The 17,475-nt window shown below is 69.6% G+C and carries 10 protein-coding genes, 2 pseudogenes and 1 riboswitch; of the genes and pseudogenes, 3 read left to right on the forward strand and 9 right to left on the reverse strand.

Translation table 11 applies throughout. The features are described 5' to 3' along the window. Positions 1 to 43 precede the first annotated feature (43 nt). From OG524_RS05295 to OG524_RS05320, 6 genes and pseudogenes are all read right to left on the reverse strand, one after another. Positions 44 to 1,128, reverse strand: a pseudogene (locus OG524_RS05295) (IS630 family transposase). Positions 1,129 to 1,229: 101 nt separating this feature from the next. Beyond that, positions 1,230 to 2,398, reverse strand: a pseudogene (locus OG524_RS05300) (PP2C family protein-serine/threonine phosphatase). Between the two features lie 215 nt (positions 2,399 to 2,613). Next, on the reverse strand, positions 2,614 to 6,003 hold the full coding sequence (locus tag OG524_RS05305; protein WP_405809290.1) for a S8 family peptidase: 3,390 nt from the start codon (positions 6,001 to 6,003) through the stop codon (positions 2,614 to 2,616). 231 nt (positions 6,004 to 6,234) lie between these two features. Continuing rightward, the gene (locus OG524_RS05310; protein ID WP_405809292.1) at positions 6,235 to 7,263 is read right to left on the reverse strand and encodes a helix-turn-helix domain-containing protein; all 1,029 of its coding nucleotides are present in this window, start codon (positions 7,261 to 7,263) and stop codon (positions 6,235 to 6,237) included. Positions 7,264 to 7,425: 162 nt separating this feature from the next. Then, positions 7,426 to 8,205, reverse strand: coding sequence for a CPBP family intramembrane glutamic endopeptidase (locus OG524_RS05315; protein WP_405392097.1), 780 nt, complete (start codon positions 8,203 to 8,205; stop codon positions 7,426 to 7,428). Positions 8,206 to 8,378: 173 nt separating this feature from the next. Then, a complete protein-coding gene (locus tag OG524_RS05320; RefSeq protein WP_405392096.1) occupies positions 8,379 to 9,884 on the reverse strand; it encodes a glutamate-cysteine ligase family protein in 1,506 nt (501 codons plus the stop codon). Positions 9,885 to 10,373: 489 nt separating this feature from the next. On the opposite strand from OG524_RS05320, the gene OG524_RS05325 reads away from it, so the two are divergent. Next, positions 10,374 to 10,979, forward strand: coding sequence for a hypothetical protein (locus tag OG524_RS05325; RefSeq protein ID WP_405392095.1), 606 nt, complete (start codon positions 10,374 to 10,376; stop codon positions 10,977 to 10,979). A gap of 290 nt (positions 10,980 to 11,269) precedes the next feature. Beyond that, positions 11,270 to 11,476 carry a DUF5999 family protein gene (locus tag OG524_RS05330; RefSeq protein ID WP_384495849.1) on the forward strand — a complete coding sequence of 69 codons (207 nt, stop codon included), beginning with the start codon at positions 11,270 to 11,272 and terminating at the stop codon, positions 11,474 to 11,476. Between the two features lie 70 nt (positions 11,477 to 11,546). On the opposite strand, the gene gcvP is transcribed toward OG524_RS05330, so the two are convergent. Next, positions 11,547 to 14,432 carry an aminomethyl-transferring glycine dehydrogenase gene (gene gcvP, locus OG524_RS05335; RefSeq protein WP_405392094.1) on the reverse strand — a complete coding sequence of 962 codons (2,886 nt, stop codon included), beginning with the start codon at positions 14,430 to 14,432 and terminating at the stop codon, positions 11,547 to 11,549. 195 nt (positions 14,433 to 14,627) lie between these two features. Next, a riboswitch (glycine riboswitch) is annotated at positions 14,628 to 14,724 on the reverse strand. A gap of 133 nt (positions 14,725 to 14,857) precedes the next feature. On the opposite strand from gcvP, the gene OG524_RS05340 reads away from it, so the two are divergent. Then, complete coding sequence (locus tag OG524_RS05340) at positions 14,858 to 15,232, forward strand: PRC-barrel domain-containing protein (RefSeq protein ID WP_405809295.1); 375 nt, start codon at positions 14,858 to 14,860, stop codon at positions 15,230 to 15,232. On the opposite strand, the gene OG524_RS05345 is transcribed toward OG524_RS05340, so the two are convergent. After that, the gene (locus tag OG524_RS05345) at positions 15,151 to 16,647 is read right to left on the reverse strand and encodes a DNA polymerase IV (RefSeq protein ID WP_405809297.1); all 1,497 of its coding nucleotides are present in this window, start codon (positions 16,645 to 16,647) and stop codon (positions 15,151 to 15,153) included. The two genes, OG524_RS05340 and OG524_RS05345, sit on opposite strands and share 82 nt — an antisense overlap. Positions 16,648 to 16,720: 73 nt before the next feature. After that, positions 16,721 to 17,338 (reverse strand): MerR family transcriptional regulator, encoded by a 618-nt coding sequence (locus OG524_RS05350; protein ID WP_405392089.1) that lies wholly within the window; start codon positions 17,336 to 17,338, stop codon positions 16,721 to 16,723. Positions 17,339 to 17,475 lie beyond the last annotated feature (137 nt).

Genomic DNA, 17,475 nt, shown 5'->3' on the forward strand with positions numbered 1-17,475 from the left:
GCGGCCTTCGCCCTGCCCAGCTCCGGCCGGTGGACACGATCGACTAGTGACCTGGTTTTGAGATCCTGTCGCAGTAGCGGCAGATGCGGTCGAGGATCTGGCCGGCGGTCTTGGTCCACTTGAAGGGTCGGGCGGCGTCGTTCCAGACCTTGATCCAGTCTTCTGGCGCCGTCTTGAGGTCATCGAGTGAGCAGAACACTCCGCGTTCGAGGCAGCGTCGTTCCAACTCGGCGAACCACCGCTCGACCTGGTTGATCCAGGACGAGTAGGTGGGGGTGAAGTGGAGCTGGAAGCGGGGGTGGGCGAGGAGCCACTTGTGCACCACGGGTGCTTTGTGGGCGGAGAGGTTGTCACAGATGACGTGGACCGCCAGGCCGGGTTCGGTCTGGCGGTCGATCTCATCGAGGAAGTCGAGGAGGTCGACTGCCCGGTGCTGGGCGGACAGCTTGCCGATGACCTTGCCGGTCGCGGTGTTCAGGGCGGCGAACAGATCGACGGTGGCGTGGCGGACGTAGTCGAAGCTCCGCCGCTCGGGCACTCCCGGGATCATGGGCAGGACCGGTGCGGTCCGTTCAAGGGCCTGGATCTGTGGTTTCTCCTCGACCGCGAAGACGACGGCGTTCGCCGGCGGAGCGAGATACAGACCGACGGCATCACGGATCTTGTCGATCAGGAACGGGTCCGGGGAGATTTTCAAGGTCTCGGTCCGCCACGGCTGCAGGCCAAAGGCGTGCCAGATCCGCAGCACGCTTGCGGGTGAGATCCCCACGACCTTGGCCAGTTCCCGTTTGGACCAGTGAGTGCCCGCGGAGGGTGTCTCTTCCAGAGTGCGGACCACTACCTCTTCCACCTGGGCGTCGGTGACGGTCCGCGGCACCCCGGGCCGTGGCTCGTCCACGAGTCCGTCGAGGCGGTCGCGCAGGACCGTGTGCGCCAGCGGCGTACGGTGCCTCTGCCGACATCAAGCCGCGCGGCAACGACGGTGTTGTTCCAGCCGTTCGCGCACGCCAGCACGATGCGTGCGCGAACGGCTGGTCCCTGCGCGGTCGAGCGACGCCTGGCCCAGTTCCCCAGCGTCAGCCGCTCGGCCTCCGACAGCACGACAGGTTCCAGCCGGGTATCGCCCATGCTCACAGGACAGCGCGAACGCCTGACCCGCCGCAGTCAAACACCGCAACCTGAAACAGAAGACGCCTCACGTGGCGACCCACGACCTCAAAACCAGGTCACTAGGTGGTGGCGGTCACTGGCGCTTCGGCGTTCCGGTGCGGGGATCGGCGGACGGCGAGGATCGCCAGGTCATCCTGTTGTGTCCCTGCCGTGAAATCACTCGTATCAGCAACGAGCGACCCGATGAGGCGTCCGGCGGTGATGTCCACGCGGCCGCTGAGGCGCGTTTCCAGTGGGTAGAAAACGCCCTCGGGTGAGCGGGCTTCGGTCAGGCCGTCGGTGCACAGCAACAGCGTGGCCCCGCCGGGGAACGCGAACCAATCCACGGTGCGCGGCTCGTCCACCAGGTTCGCCAAGCCGAGCGGCACGTGCTCATTCCCCGCGCCGACAACAGTGACGGCGCCGTCCTGCAGCAGGTAGAACGGGATGTGGCCGCAGGAGACGAACTGGGTCTCGGTTCCCGTGTCCACTCCCAGGACGAGCGCGGTGACGAACCGTTCCGGCTCGCCGCGCTGTGCGGCGTAGTCGTTATGGCGCACGACCGCGGCCTTGAGAGCGTCGACGAGCGCGGTCACCGTGGGCTCGTGGTGGGCGGCTTCACGGAAGGCGCCCACCATGTCGATGGCCATGCCGATGGCGGGCAGGCCCTTCCCCTGGACATCGCCGATCAGCACCCGGGTGCCCACGGGGTGGCGACCACGTCGTAGATGTCGCCCCCGACGAGCTTGTCGTCCTGGAGCGGTTCGTACCCGCCATCCACCAGGACATCATCGGTGAGCAGGGGCAAAGGGCGCAGGATCTGGCGCTGCATCGCGGCTGCGGTCGACCGCAGCCGTACCAGCGCGGCCTCGCGCGTGATCCGTACCCTGGCGCCGTAGACGGCCAACGCACCGAAGCCGACGGCGAACAGTGCCAGCAGCATCTGATCGAAAAGATCCCCTCCGGACCGGAAGGCCAGGGGCGCGATGACCACGGCACTCACCCAGACGGAGATCATCGCCGTCTGGCGCGGGCTGCACAGCGCCGCGGCGAACGCCGGCAGGAACACCAGCAGGCCCAGAAGGAGGACGGCGGTCCCGGTCAGCAGGCCGAGGGCGACCACTACCACTGTCGCTGCCAGGGTCGCCCATACGACACTGCGGGTGGAAGGCGTGCGGATGGCGGTGACTTCGTCGCCGTCTGCCAAGCCCTGCGCCGAGGGCAACGCTGCGCGCAGCGAACGGAACATGCGGGCGTCCTCCATCGGCGACGGCGTCAGGCCTGTGCGGGTACCGCACGCGGAAACAGGCAGGCTGCCTCGATCATGCATCCCGGCCGAGGGCCCGTCAGAGGGCTGGCCGGGGCCATGCCGAAGTGCGTCCGTACGAGGGCGCAGGGGCTCTGGAGTCGCCCCACCGGCCAGGCGGTCCCCCGGGTGGGAGACCGCCTGGCCGGACTGTGTGGTTACCGGACGTCGTAGGCGCGGGTGATGGTCTGGGTGACCGCGTTGCCCTTGGAGTCGGTGAGGCCGAGCTTCAGCATGACCTGCTTGCCGGTGGCACCGGTGTGGTCGAGGACCGCCGTCCACTTGCCGTCCTGCTGCGTGGCCGGCGCCTCGGTCCAGCTGGCGCCGCCGTCGTAGGAGTAGGACAGCGTGGCCTCGGTGATGGTGCCGGGGGTGTACCCGCCGTGGCCCTCGGCCGAGAGGCCGACCCGGAGACCGCTCTGGGCGGGGAGCGTGTTCATACCGTCCACCGGCAGGTCGTACGCCGGGAAGAGGATCGGCAGGCCGCGGGAGTAGACGTCGGGCTCCAGGTGGGAGCGGAAGCTCCAGGTGGTGGTGACAGCGGTGGAGCGCAGCCAGTTCCGGTCCGCGGTGTCGATCTTGGCCAGGTTCTGGGTGAGCTCGTACGCGGAGTCCTCGGCCGGGACCTCGAACACGCCGTACGGGTAGGTGCTGGTGGCGATCTGCTCGCCGTTGCGCTTCAGCGCCAGGTTGCCGAGGTCGCCGAACGACCCGCCGTAGGACCAGTGGTCACCGGAGGCGTCGAGCCAGAGCGCGTTCTGGAAGCCGATCAGGTCGCCCTGCCGCTCTGCGGCCAGCATCGGCTTCCCTTCGGGGTCGCGCGCTGCCGCAGGCCGCAGGGCACCGCGGTACCACTCCTCGGTACGCCGGTCTCCGGGCCCGTAGGTGCGGTACTGGTCGTCCATGAACGCGGCGAACGGGAAGCTGGTCATCGCGCCGTGGTACCAGGCGTCGTCACCGGTCGTGTAGTACGCGGTGCGGGTGCCCGGCACATGGACCGGGGAGAGCAGGCTCACCGTGATGGCGGTGTTCCTGTTCCAGGAGGGAAGGATGAACAGCCCGTCGAGGTAGTCGCTTTCCTTGCCGAGGGCGTTCCACTTCTCGGTGACCTGCGCCAGCTTGGAATCGCTCGGCCGGTAGACGCGGTCGGACCGCAGCGGGCCCTCGGTCGGGAACGAGAGGTTGTAGACGTAGGACGAGCCGTCCTGGGAACCGGTCGCGCGCCAGGTGGGCCGGAACTCGAAGAAGCCCTTGTCGGCGCGCCCGTCGACGGAGGCGTAGAACTTCTGCACGGCGCTGCCGGCCATGAGCGATCCGCTCAGCTGCCAGGTGTCGTCCCACGTACGGCCGTAGCTGAAGGTGGTGTTGGCGATCTTCGAGGGGCGGTCGGTGCGGGGGCTCAGCCGGTGGGCCTTGCGGGCGTCGAGGACGACAGTGCTGTCACCGGTGATGTGCAGCTCCGGTCGCCCGAGGTAGCCGAGGGATTCGGCAGCGTTGTTCGCATCGTAGGTGGCCACGAAGCTGGAGAGGGCGTAGTCGCCCGGGCGCACGTTGTACACCTGCTCGGTCGCGCCCTGGTTGCTGCGGCGCTCGCCCTTGTCGGTGTCGAGGCTGACCAGATCCAGGGAGGAGGCGCCGGTCGCGGGCTTGCCGTTGCGGTCGATGACCTTGACCCGGAGAGCGACCGTTTCCGGCTGGACGTAGAGGGCGACCGGCACGGAGACATGCACGTTGCTGCCGGTGGCCATGAGCCGCCCGGTGACGGCACCGTACTGGGACTTCTGGAGATGGGCGGTGGGGTCGATACGGAGCGGCACCTGGACGGTGGCTCCCGCGGGCACGGTCACCTTGCCGGCCGCCGGCCTGATGATGCCGGAGGTGACGTCGCTGCCGTCGTTGCCGCGCACACCGCGGACCGCGAGACTCAGGGTGAGGTCGGTGGCGCCGGTGTTGGTGAAGGGGACCTGCACGGTGGTGCGGTCCGAGGTGTCCTGCGGCCAGGTGTAGTCCCCGCCCTGGACCGCGGGTGCGGAGAGCACCTTCTGATGCACCGCCGCGGACACGTCGAGCACGCCGGCACCGGTCTGGTCCGCGCCGGCGACCTGGCCGCCCGTGCGGGCCGACGAGACCAGGGACGCCTTGATCTGCTGGGCGGTCCAGTCCGGGTGGGCCTGGCGGACGACGGCCGCCGCACCCGCGACGTGCGGGGTCGCCATGGAGGTGCCCGACATCGCCTGGTAGGCGTAGACGCCGCGTCCACCCGCGCTGGCCGCGGAGATGCCGACGCCGGGGGCGGCGATCTCGGGCTTGAGCGTGTGGGTGACGGCCACCGGACCGCGACTCGAGAACCACGCGGTGGTGTCGTCACGGTCGACGGCGCCGACGGTCAGCACGCCGGGTGCGCAGCCGGGCGAGGAGACGGTCTCGATGGCCGAGCCGGCGTTGCCTGCGGCGATGACGAAGAGGCTGTGTGTGTTCTTCGACAGCTCCTTCGCGGCCTCGGCCACCGGGTCGGAACAGTCGCCGACCGCGGGGTTGCCCAGGCTCATGGAGACGACATCGGCCTGCTGGTCGACGGCCCACTGCATGCCCGCGATGACCCAGGAGCTCTGGCCGGAACCCGCGTCGTTGAGGACCTTGCCGACGAGCAGGGAGGTCCCGGGTGCGACACCCGTCTTACGGCCGTCGCTCGCCGCCCCGGACCCGCCGACCGTCGACGCGGTATGGGTTCCGTGCCCCTGCCGGTCGTCGGTGTCGCGGGAGTCCGTGAAGTTCTTGGAAGTGGCGATCCTGTTGACCAGGTCCGGGTGCTCGGCATCCGCGCCGGTGTCCAGCACGGCGACCTTGGTGCCCTTGCCGTCATATCCCTCGGCCCACGCCTCCGGTGCGTGCACCTGCTTGGTGGACTCCTCCAGCGTGGCCTCGACCTTGGCGTCCAGCCACAGCTTCTTCAGCGTGGAGGCAGATCGTGAGCGGGTGTCGGTGACGTCCCGCCAGAAGGCGGTGGCCGTGTCCTTGCCGGCCTTGAGCGCGACACCGTTCACGGCCGGGAGGCTCAGGCCCCGCTCCGTCCCGCGAGGGGCGGCCGGTGTGCTGTCGAGGACGTCCACACGGTTCTCATAGGTGGCGATGAGCGGTAGCGTGTCGGTGCTCTCGTCGTCGTATCCCTGGCGGATGAGCCCGGAGACGTTGAACAGCTCCTCGTCGACCTTGCCCTCGGTGATCGCCCGGGAGGCGTCCTCCGGGTAGACGTAGAGGTCCTTGCCCAACTGGAAGGTCTGCACAATCGGCTGCGTGCCGTCCTCGCGCGGCAGAACGGCCGCCGAGCTGCTGCCCGACCGCTCCGTGGTCACCAGTACCTTGTCGCCGGTGACGAGCGTGACCGTGGCCTGCTTGCTGCCGGTCTCCGCGGCCCCACTACCGACGACGGGCCTCTTCCCCGAGGCACCGCCGGGGGGCGTGTCCGCCGCCCCGGAAGGCGCGACCGCAGTGACGGCCAGGACGGCGGCGGTCGCCGCGCCCAAGGCTGTACGCGCTATTGGATGCATGACTCTCCCTATTCGAAGCCGTAAACATGCCAGGCTGCGGCTGCATCCTGGCAGGGATACGGATCGCTCAGGGGCGCCACGTGTGACGGGTTTCCCACATGGCGGGACCCCGTCACGCGGTCGCAGCCACGGCGGCTTCCATGGGTGCTGCGGATCGGGATCTCCGTACCTGACGGCGACCCGGACCCCGCCGAGGGAGGTACGCGGCTTCGACGGGCCGATGCCAGGCGGTCAGAGCCAGCCCGCGCGTGAGGCGTGCCATCCGAGCTGGAGGCGCGATTCCACTCCCGCGAGGTCCATCAGGTGGCGTACGCGCCGTTCCACGGTGCGTACGGACAGGCCGAGTTGCGACGCTGCTCGCCGATCGGAGATCCCGACCAGGAGCAGGGCGAGCACCTCCAGTTCCTCCGCGGTCGGCTGCTGTTCGGTTGCCGGCTCTTCACGTACACGCCTGGTGGTGGTGAACATCGGCCGGGCCTGGGCCCATTCCTTCTCGAAGAGATGGACCAGGGCCGTCAGCAGGCCGCTGGTGTGCACCACGATTGCGCTCGGCTCACCTCCGGAGTTCGTCATGTCCAGTGGCACCATGGCGCGTTCCCGGTCCGCGACGACCATCTTCAGTGGCAGGGTGTCGACCAGGCGAAGCTCAAGGCCTGCCATGACGGCCGCCCGCACGTCCCGCACGACCTCGTGACTGTCGAGATAGTCCTTGGCGGCCACGACCCGGAAGCCGACTCCACGGTCCAGCGCGGATTTCTCCGAGATGTCGGTGTCCTCACGCGACACCGCGATGGGTGCGCCGACGAGAAACACCAGTAGCTCCCGCTGGGCGCCGAGCTGCAGCTGGCGGAACCGGTGCGCGACCTGTTCCACCCCGACGACCACTTCCACGACACCGCCCGCAGTCTGTGCGGCAGTTTGGCGGTACTGCTCGGTGAGCTTCGAGAACGCCGTCTCCGCCAGGTGCAGCGCGTTGCGCTGTTCGACGAGGAGCGGGGCCAGGGCCACCGAGGGCGGTGTGAGCCGGTAGTGGGCGGAACGGAGGCCGGTGTCGCAGCCGGTCGAGTCGGATGTCCCGGTCGCGGCCTCGGTAGCGACTGCCACCAAGCCGCGAGCCACGAGGTCGAGCAGGATCCGGTCGCTTTCGGACTCTCCCAGTCCTGTCTGCAGGGCGAGATCCGATGCGGAGGCTGTCGGGCGGGCCAACAGCGCCGTGTAGACGGCTTCTTCGGACGGTCCCAGCCCCAGCGCCTGCAACATCCGGCTCCTCCTCGGGCGGCCACGGCTCCGGCCCTGGCGCAGCTCGCCTGCACGGAGCAGATCATTCTCCGCTGAACCCTATCTCGCGGTCGGGATGTCACCGTTTGCGGTCGGAACGTACGGCGTCCCGGTGAGGCGAATCCGGCAGCGGCCCTGCACCCGTCACGGCGTGGGCAGCCAGCCCACCTTGCCCGCGAGCAGCGCGTAACCGACGAACGCCCCGATGTCGAGCAGGGCGTGCGCGACGACCAGCGGTCCGACACGCCCCCAGCGCCGGTACAGCAGGACGAAGACGACGCCCATCACCATGTTCCCGATGAAGCCGCCGATTCCCTGGTACAGGTGGTACGAGCCGCGCAGCACGGAGCTGGCCACCAGGGCCGCCATCGGGGTCCACCCCAACTGCCCCAGCCTGCGCAGCAGGTAGCCGACGACGATCACTTCCTCCACGACCGAGTTCTGCACCGCGGAGAGGATCAGTACCGGGAACTTCCACCACACCTCGGGCAACGACTCAGGGACCACCGTCAGGTTGAATCCGCCGGCCCGCGCGACCAGGTAGAAGGCCAGCCCGGCGCTGCCGATCCCCGCCGCGACCAGCGTGCCGCGGCCCAGGTCCGGCCAGGGCTTCGTCCGGTCGAAGCCGAGGGTCCGCAGACCGGATCCTTCCCGGATCAGCAGATGGGCCACCAGCGCGACCGGTACCAGTGCCGAAGCGATGCCGAACAGCTGCCAGGAGAGGTCCAGCCACGGCCGCCCGGGAGCGTACGAACCGTTCAGCGTCGCGGCCTGGTCCTTCAGGCCCCCCGGCTTCGTCAGCGATCCGACGAAACTGATCAGGGCGGACACCCCGCTGGCCCCGAGCGAGAGGGCCAGCACCAGCAGCGTCTCCGACCGCAGCGTCCGCCGTGACACCTCCTCGTGAGCAGTGAATTCAGCCACGCGCCCCGCCTCCACCCGTACACCCGCCTTCAGCCGTGCGTCATTGCGTCATAGCTTGCCCGACGGCAACCGGACGGCCTGACACCGGGCAGCCGGACACCGAACGGCCGGATACCGGGCAGGACGCGACAGGCGGGTAGGGGCGGCGGCCGGCGCGGACCGCCGTGGCCTTCTCAGGGGGCGGGGAAGCCGACCGGCCAGGTGTGCACCGGCTCGCCCGACTGCATCAGTTCGCCGTAGCGCCGGGTGGTGGCCGCCAGCGCCCCGTCCCGTTCGAGACCCGCCTCCAGGGCCCGGTGGTACGTGTCGACCTGCCAGGAGGCCCCGTTGACGCGGCGGCGGCAGCGCTCCTCGATCACGCCCAGGTAGAGGTCGCGGTCTGCGGGCTCGATGTTCCAGGCGTCGAGCCCGGCGGCGGCGAGCGGCAGCAGTTCGTCCCGGACCAGCTTGACGGCCGGCACCTTCGCCACGCCGCCCGAGCGCCCGGGGCGCGGCCACAGCAGTTCGGCGTCGATCCCGTACCGGCAGGCGTTGTCGAAGTTCTCCGCGGCGGCCTCGAAGGGCAGCTTGGTCCACACCGGCCGCGACTCGTCGGCCAGTGCGCGCACCAGGCCGTAGTAGAAGGCGGCGTTTGCGATCACGTCGACGACCGTCGGCCCGGCGGGCAGGACCCGGTTCTCCACCCTCAGATGGGGGACACCGTCGGCCAGCCCGTACACCGGCCGGTTCCACCGGTAGACCGTGCCGTTGTGCAGAACGAGTTCGGCCAGGGTCGGCACACCGCCCTCGTCGAGCACCCGCAGCGGTTCCTCGTCGTCGCAGATGGGCAGCAGGGGCGGGAAGTACCGCAGGTTCTCCTCGAAGAGCTCGTACGCGGAATCGATCCAGCGCTCCCCGAACCACGTCCTGGGCCGCACCCCCTGGTTCCTGAGTTCGGGCGGCCGTACGTCCGTGGCCTGCTGGAACAGCGGCGGCCGCGACTCCCGCCAGAGCTCCTTGCCGAACAGGAAGGGGGCGTTGGCCCCGAGGGCGATCTGGACGGGCGCGATGGCCTGGGCCGCGTTCCATACGTCGGCGAAGCGGGCCGGCGTCACCTGCAGGTGCAACTGCACCGAGGTGCAGGCCGATTCGGGGGCGATGGACGCCGAGGACGCGACGAGTCGTTCGACGCCTTCGATATCGAGGACGAAATCCTCGCCGCGGGCCGCCGCCATTTGGTCGTTCAGCAGTGTGTACCGGTCCACGTCCGACAGATTGGCCGAGACCACGTCATCCCGGCCGAGCGTCGGCAGGATACCGATCATCACGATCCCGGCGTCCACCTCCGCGGCCTTCCGGTGCGCATAGGCGAGCCCGGTGCGCAACTCCTCGGCAAGCTGATCGAAAACCCGTCCGCTCAGCCGGTGCGGCAGAATATTTACTTCCAGATTGAACATCCCTAGTTCGGTCTGGAAATCCCGGCTGGCGATTCGCTGGAGGACCTCGGCATTCCGCATACGCGGCATGCCGTCCGGTCCAGCGAGATTCAACTCGATCTCCAGCCCCATGAGATTCCTGGGCCGATCGAACCTCTCCTCCGACAGTAGCCGCCCCAGCCCCTCCAGGCACTGGGTGAGCTTCTTGCGGTACACCTGCCGATCGGACAGGTCAAAGGTGTCCGCCACGACCTTCTCGCCCATCGAAGGGTCCCTCCTCGGGTGGGCGGCCCGCGGCACAGGCCGCTCGCGTCACGATCGATAATGCCCCGACGAGGTGATCTATAACGCCCCACGCTCCTCGGACACCCGGTAGTCTGTTGGAGGAAGCCGGAGGCACATTCCGTCGGCATGCAGCATATGGAGTTCGCGTTGCCAGGAGCGCAGGGAAACACCGACATGTTTCAGCCTACCGCCGCGTCGTGAAATTTCCTGGCCACAGGCCCCCCAGCTGGACCAAAGGCACAGAAACTCCGCAATTCAAAGGCTCAAATTCGCCTTACGGACAATATGCGTGACAGGTAGCCGAAACATCGTGTGAACATTTGTCGTATAAACTCTGCGAACGAGGCAGAGAGTTGACGCATCGGCCCGTCCGCCCCGTCACCGGCCTTCCTCTGGCCCCGCACGCCGACAGCGCCGTCTGCACCCGCCCACGCATCACCGTGTCTCCGAAGTGAGAGGCGACCCACTATGCCGCTGCATGTTTCTCCGGCCCCAGCGCCCGCACTGCGCAGCGTTCTCGCAGCACTCGGTTCTCCCACCGCAGTCCGCGAGGCCCATACACCCGCTCTCCGATCCGTCCAGGGATCGCTGAGCCCCGAACTGCCCCTCCCCGTCCATGTGCTGGACCGGATCGTGCCGAACGAGGCAGCACCGCGCACCCGCCTCGCCGGCTGGCGCTTCCTGATCCGCAACGGTGAGCGCGCCGTCGCAGCCGCGGACACCATGCTCACCGCCGACGGCTGGACCTTCTCGCACTTCTTCGAGGGGCCGTACCTCGCCTCGACCGAACTCGCCGTGCGGCAGGCCGAGTCGGCGGCAGCGCACTACCAGCCGCGCCTGCTGTCCATCCCTGAGCTGTACATGCTCACGCTGTGGCTGCACGACGACACCGGGGCCGACGCCGCGGCCGGGGTGCTCGCCCCGACCGATGTGCTGGTACCCCTGGCGCCCGCGCCTCCCGGGATCACCGCCCATCGCCCGCACCGGGTCGCCGATCTGCTCCCGGTCATGACCCTGCGTGTCACCCCGGCTCCGGTTCCGGAGCTCCCCGGCCTCCTCGGGTCGCCGGCCTGACCTCCCGGACTCGTGCGCCCCCGCCGTGCGAACGGCGGGGGCGCATCCGTCTGCCCGTCCGGACTAGCCCGGTCAGGTCACCCCGAACCACCCGAAGGGACAGTGCAGTTGCGTTGAACCGTCCGGCCGGGTGATGCGTCATGGAAGGAGAACAGGTGCTGCGGCGAAATCCCTGCGGAACGGCGCTCGTAGGGCAACACTGGGACCGGACCGATTTGATACGGGGGCGGGCCATGAACACATCGTCAAGCCGCAGGACACTCGACTCAACGCAGCGAAAGAACCCCTCCATGTGCCAGCACCAGCCACCCTGCCCGACCGCAGACTCCGCCGACCGGGAAGCCGCCCGCCTGACGGCACACCACCCGGAACAGGGCTGGAGCCTGCTGTGCAACGGCGTCCTGCTCTTCGAGGACACCGGTGAGCTGCTCCCGGACGGGCAGATCATCGCCCCGCACCGGACGCTGAGAAGCGGCCAGGTGATGAAGGCCGCCTGACCGCGGCGGAAGAAACACAGGGGCCGGCCGGAGAAGTCTCCGCACCGGCCCCGAGGCGTGTCCGGGCGCCCTACTGGTCGTACTCGTCCAGGGGCGGGCAGGAGCAGACCAGGTTGCGGTCGCCGAACGCCCCGTCGATCCGGCGCACCGGCGGCCAGTACTTGTCGGCCGGCGTGACACCGGCCGGGAAGACGGCCACCTCGCGGCTGTAGGCATGCGTCCACTCGCCGCCCAGCGCGGCCGCGGTGTGCGGTGCGTTGCGGAGCGGGTTGTCGTCCGCGGGCCACGTACCGGCGGCGACCTTCTCGATCTCACCGCGAATGGCGATCATCGTGTCGCAGAACCGGTCGAGCTCGGCGAGGTCCTCACTCTCGGTCGGCTCGATCATCAGCGTCCCGGCCACCGGGAACGACATCGTCGGCGAGTGGAAGCCGTAGTCGATCAGCCGCTTGGCGATGTCGTCGATGCTGACTCCGGTCGCCTTGGAGATCGGGCGCAGGTCCACGATGCACTCGTGCGCGACCAGACCGGCCGGGCCGTTGTACAGGATCGGGAAGTGCGGCTCCAGACGCTTGGCGATGTAGTTGGCCGCGAGCACGGCGACCTGCGTCGCCCGCTTCAGCCCTTCGCCGCCCATCAGCCGTACGTACGCCCACGAGATGGGCAGGATGCCGGCCGAGCCCCAGGGGGCGGCCGAGATCGGCCCGACACCGGTCTCCGGGCCCGCGGCGGGCTGGAGCGGGTGGTTCGGGAGGTACGGCGCCAGGTGCGCGCGCACACCGACGGGGCCGACGCCGGGGCCACCGCCGCCGTGCGGGATGCAGAAGGTCTTGTGCAGGTTCAGGTGGGAGACGTCGCCGCCGAACTTGCCGGGCTTGGCCAGGCCGACGAGCGCGTTGAGGTTGGCGCCGTCCACGTAAACCTGGCCGCCCGCGTCGTGCACCTCGCCGCAGATGGCGGCCACGTGCTCCTCGAAGACACCGTGCGTGGAAGGGTAGGTGATCATCAGGACGGCGAGTTCGTCGCGGTGCTTCTCGATCTTGGCACGGAGATCCTCGATGTCGACCTCACCGTCGTCGGCGGTCTTCACCACGACGACCTTCATGCCGGCCATCACGGCGCTCGCGGCGTTGGTGCCGTGCGCGGAGGACGGGATGAGGCAGACGGTCCGCTGCTCCTCGCCGTTGGCCCGGTGGTAGGCGCGCACGGCCAGGAGACCGGCGAACTCACCCTGTGAGCCGGCGTTGGGCTGGAGGGAGACGGCGTCGTAGCCGGTGACCTCGGCGAGACGCTCCTCCAGCTCGCGGATGAGGGTGAGGAAGCCCTGGGCCTGTTCGGCCGGCGCGAAGGGGTGCAGCGCGCCGAATTCGGGCCAGGTGATCGACTCCATCTCGGCGGTCGCGTTGAGCTTCATCGTGCAGGAGCCGAGCGGGATCATGCCGCGGTCCAGCGCGTAGTCACGGTCGGCGAGCTTGCGCAGGTAGCGCAGCATCGCCGTCTCGGAACGGTGCTGGTGGAAGACCGGGTGGGTGAGGAAGGAGTCGGTGCGCAGCAGGTTCCCGGGCAGCGCGTCGGCGGCCTCGGCGTCGAGGGCCTCGATGTCGCCACCGGCACCGAAGGCCGCCCAGACGGCGGCGATCTGGGTACGGGTGGTGGTCTCGTCGCAGGCGACGGAGATCCGGTCGGCGTCGACGAGCCGCAGGTTGACCCCGCGCTCGCGGGCGCCGGCGACCACGCCCGCCGCTCCACCCGGGACGCGGGCGGTCAGGGTGTCGAAGTACGCGTCGTGCACGACGTCGACGCCGGCGGCCCGCAGCCCCTCTGCGAGGATCGTGGCGAACCGGTGCGTACGCCGGGCGATCGTGCGCAGGCCCTCGGGGCCGTGGTAGACCGCGTACATCCCGGCCATGACGGCGAGCAGCACCTGTGCGGTACAGATGTTACTGGTGGCCTTCTCGCGGCGGATGTGCTGCTCGCGGGTCTGCAGGGCCAGGCGGTAGGCCTTGTCGCCGTCGGCGTCGACGGAGACCCCGACGAGGCGGCCCGGCAGGCTGCGGGCGAACTTCTCGCGCACGGCCATGAAGCCGGCGTGCGGTCCCCCGAAGCCCATCGGGACACCGAAGCGCTGCGTGGTGCCGACGGCGATGTCCGCGCCCAGTTCGCCGGGCGAGGTCAGCAGGGTCAGGGCCAGCAGGTCGGCGGCGACGGTGACGATCGCCCCGAGCTCGTGGGCCTGCTCGATGACGGGCTTGATGTCCCGTACGGCTCCGGAGGCACCCGGGTACTGCAGCAGTACGCCGAAGACGCCCCGCTCGGCGACGTCCGCCGGAATTCCGCCGGAGAGATCGGTGACGACCACCTCGACGCCCGTCGGCTCGGCGCGGGTCTCGATCACGGCGACGGTCTGCGGCAGGGTGTCGGCGTCGACCAGGAAGACGCCCTCCTTGACCTTGCCGACGCGCCGCGCCAGGGCCATGGCCTCGGCCGCCGCCGTGCCCTCGTCGAGGAGCGAGGCCCCGGAGGTCGGCAGGCCTGTGAGATCGGCCACCATCGTCTGGAAGTTCAGCAGGGCTTCGAGCCGCCCCTGGGAGATCTCCGGCTGATACGGCGTGTATGCCGTGTACCAGGCAGGGTTCTCCATGACGTTGCGCAGGATCACCGGCGGGGTGAACGTGCCGTAGTAGCCGAGCCCGATCATCGGGGCGAGCACCTGGTTGCGGTCGGCGAGACGTCGCAGCTCGGCCAGGACCTCGGCTTCGGTACGGGCAGCCGGAAGGTTCAGCGCCTCGGCGCTCTTGATCACGTCGGGCACCGCGGCGGCGGTGAGCTCGTCGAGGGAGCCGTAGCCGACCTGGGCGAGCATCTTCGCCTGGGCCTCGGCATCGGGCCCGATGTGGCGCTGCTCGAACGGAATGCCCTGCTCCAGCTGGGAGAGCGGAGTGCGACGGGGGGTCATGATGGAGGCCTCCTGGTCTGTCACGACCTGCGAGGGGCACCACGGCGTGGCTGCCCGAACGGCCTCCCCATCTGTCATCTCGACCTGAGAGCTTCACCGGCACGGCCCGAGGGCGCACCGGCTTTCACCGTCGGTGAGGACGGGGGCCCGCCGCGGCACATGCCGTACGGATCCCGCCCTGCTTTCCAGAGTGACCTCGTCCGCGCGGTACGGGGGCCTGAGAGATTCCGGGGAGGAGTTGCTCCTTCGGCGCCTCCGCAACTTCTCCGGAGGACTCTCCCGCGCGGGGTCGGCAGCCGTGTTCCAGACTACCAGCGGGCCGGCACCGGCCGTCTCGAGTGGCCGAAGCCCCGGATCTGGCCTTTCGTAGTGCCTGTGGAGCAGTTGCGACCACCCTGATGCAGTTGCGACCAGTGGGAGGCACCGTGCAGACCGACATCGATCCGCGCAGCCTGATCGGCCGGAAGGCCTTCGACCGCAAGGGCGCCAAGATCGGAACGGTGGACGAGGTCTATCTCGACGACGCCACCGGCGTACCCGAGTGGGCCGCCGTACGGACCGGGCTCTTCACCCGGGACGCGTTCGTCCCGCTGGAACCGAGCGAATTCGTCGACGGCACGCTGGTGATCCCCTTCGACCGCGCCCTGATCAAGGACGCGCCCGACTTCGGCGTGGGCCGCCATCTGTCTCCCGAGCAGGAGCTCCAGCTCTACCGCCACTACGGGCTGGACTCCGCCCCCTCCGACGGAACCACCGGTCCGGACAAGGACTTCGGCAGGCTGGCCGGCCACGAGGAGTAGTCCACCGGGTCCCGCACCAGGGGCAGCGGGTCGGCCGGCCGGAGCTCCGGATCATCGATACGGAACGTGCGCACCCGGCCGGGCGGCATCCCCGGCTCCTCGAACCGCACCGTGACGCGGCCGACCCCACTGCCCTGCACCCAGCCATGGCCGTGGACCTCATGCCGTACGTCGTGCCCGGCCTGCCAGCGCCGGGCGGACAGCGGCACGGTGCTCCCGCCCTCGGTCTCCTCCTCCGCCGCGGAGGCCCGCCCGTCCGGCACGGTGGCGCCCTCGGCCCCCGGCTCCCCCGCCGCCTGCTGCTCGTGCGCGGCCTCCTTCTCGTGCGCGGCCTGCCGTGCGTCGGCGGCCTGCGCGAAAAGGTCCTCCTGCGTGAAGTCGGCGAGCCCCGTGACCCCCACCCCCAGCAGCCGTACGCCACCTGTGGTGTCGACGGCCTCCAGGAGCCGGGCCGCGGCCTCCCTGACGACGGTGGGGTCGTCCGTGGGGCCGCGGAGGGTCTCGGACCTGGTCAGCGTCGAGAAGTCGTAGCGACGCACCTTGAGCACGACGGTCCGGCCGGACCGTCCGGCACCCCTGAGCCTTTGGACGCACCGGTCCGCCAGCCGCTCCACCTCCGTCCGGACGCGCACCCGGTCGTGCAGGTCCACATCGAAGGTGTCCTCGACCGATACGGACTTCGCGTCCCGCTCCGCGACTACGGGGCGGTCGTCGTACCCCAGCGCCATGCGGTACAGCCCGACGCCGTGTGCCTTGCCCAGCAGCCGCACGAGCTCCGCCTCGCCCGCCTCCGCCAGGTCGTGGACCACGGTCATGCCCGCGCGACGGAGGTGGTCACCGGTGGCCGGCCCCACTCCCGGGAGGGTCCGCACGGACATGGGGGCCAGGAGTTCACGCTCGGTACCCGGCTCGATCAGCAGCAGCCCGTTCGGCTTCGCCTCCTCGGAGGCGATCTTGGCCAGCATCTTGGAGCCCGCCAGACCTACGGAACCGCTGAGTCCCGTGACTCCCCTGATGACCGCGCGCAGCTGCTCACCGACCCTGCGGGCGGACACGGAGTCGTCGGCGACCCCGCCCGCCTCCAGGTCGACGAAGGCCTCGTCCAGGCTGAGCGGCTCGACGAGCGGGGACAGTCGCCCGAGCAGCTCCATCACCTGGTCGCTCACCGTGCGGTAGAGCGAGAAGCGGGGCACCAGATAGGCCGCGTTGGGCGCCAGCCGCCTGGCCTGCGCCATCGGCATCGCCGAGTGGACACCGAGCCGCCGGGCCTCGTACGAGGCGGTGGCGACCACACCGCGCATGCCCAGACCGCCCACGACGACCGGTTTGCCGCGCAGGCTGGGCTTCGACGCCTGCTCCGCGGAGGCGTAGAAGGCATCCATGTCCAGATGCAGGATGGTGGGTGCGGCTCTCACGCCACCGATGCTGCCCTACGCCACTGACAACGGGACTGCCCGGCGCACGCGCGGCGCGGGGCGGTCCCGGTACTCAGCCCGCGCGGTTGCGCCGCCGGGCCAGCTCGTCGGTGGGATTGTTGCCGACCAGCGTCTCGCCGGTGTCGACACGCTCGCCGTGCAGCTGGGACAACGCGGCCTCCACGTCCCGCCAGACAACACCCACGGCGATCCCGAAGACCCCCTGGCCCCCCTGGAGCAGTTTCACGACCTCGTCGGGCGAGGAGCACTCGTAGACCGTCGCCCCGTCGCTCATGAGGGTCATCCGCTCAAGATCCGTGAATCCCCGGGCCCTCAGGTGCTGGACCGTGGTGCGGATGTTCTGGAGAGCGACACCCGTGTCCAGGAACCGCTTGACGATCTTGAGGAGTACCACGTCCCGGAAACTGTAGAGACGCTGTGTCCCGGACCCGTAGGCCGGGCGCACACTCGGCTCCACGAGCCCCGTCCGCGCCCAGTAGTCGAGCTGCCGGTAGGTGATCCCGGCCGCTGCGCATGCTGTCGGCCCCCGATAGCCGATGTCACCTGCCACTGCCACACCGTCCGCTGCCATCATCGCCGGCTGAACCGGCTGTCTGATGGTGTGGTCGGCCGCACTGCCGTGCTGCCGATACGGCCCACCCGCAGCCGTACCGTCGCCGCTGCTTCTCACGCCGACCTCCGTCCTTGACCTGCCCACTCGAAGGTAGGCAGTCACCAGGGGTGCGTCAACGATCGCCACACTCGGCACGCCGAGTGATAATCACCCTGAGGGTGGTTTCCCGTGACCGATTCCGGGGAACGGCTTCT

The organism is Streptomyces sp. NBC_01520 (assembly GCF_045040375.1).
In the GTDB taxonomy this organism is placed as follows: Bacteria; Actinomycetota; Actinomycetes; order Streptomycetales; family Streptomycetaceae; genus Streptomyces.

Excerpts from the sequence above, each read along its gene's own strand:
- OG524_RS05305 (WP_405809290.1), bottom strand. The coding sequence starts at position 6,003 with ATGCATCCAATAGCGCGTACAGCCTTGGGCGCGGCGACCGCCGCCGTC.
- OG524_RS05310 (WP_405809292.1), bottom strand. The coding sequence starts at position 7,263 with ATGTTGCAGGCGCTGGGGCTGGGACCGTCCGAAGAAGCCGTCTACACG.
- OG524_RS05320 (WP_405392096.1), bottom strand. The coding sequence starts at position 9,884 with ATGGGCGAGAAGGTCGTGGCGGACACCTTTGACCTGTCCGATCGGCAG.
- OG524_RS05325 (WP_405392095.1), top strand. The coding sequence starts at position 10,374 with ATGCCGCTGCATGTTTCTCCGGCCCCAGCGCCCGCACTGCGCAGCGTT.
- OG524_RS05330 (WP_384495849.1), top strand. The coding sequence starts at position 11,270 with ATGTGCCAGCACCAGCCACCCTGCCCGACCGCAGACTCCGCCGACCGG.
- gcvP (WP_405392094.1), bottom strand. The coding sequence starts at position 14,432 with ATGACCCCCCGTCGCACTCCGCTCTCCCAGCTGGAGCAGGGCATTCCG.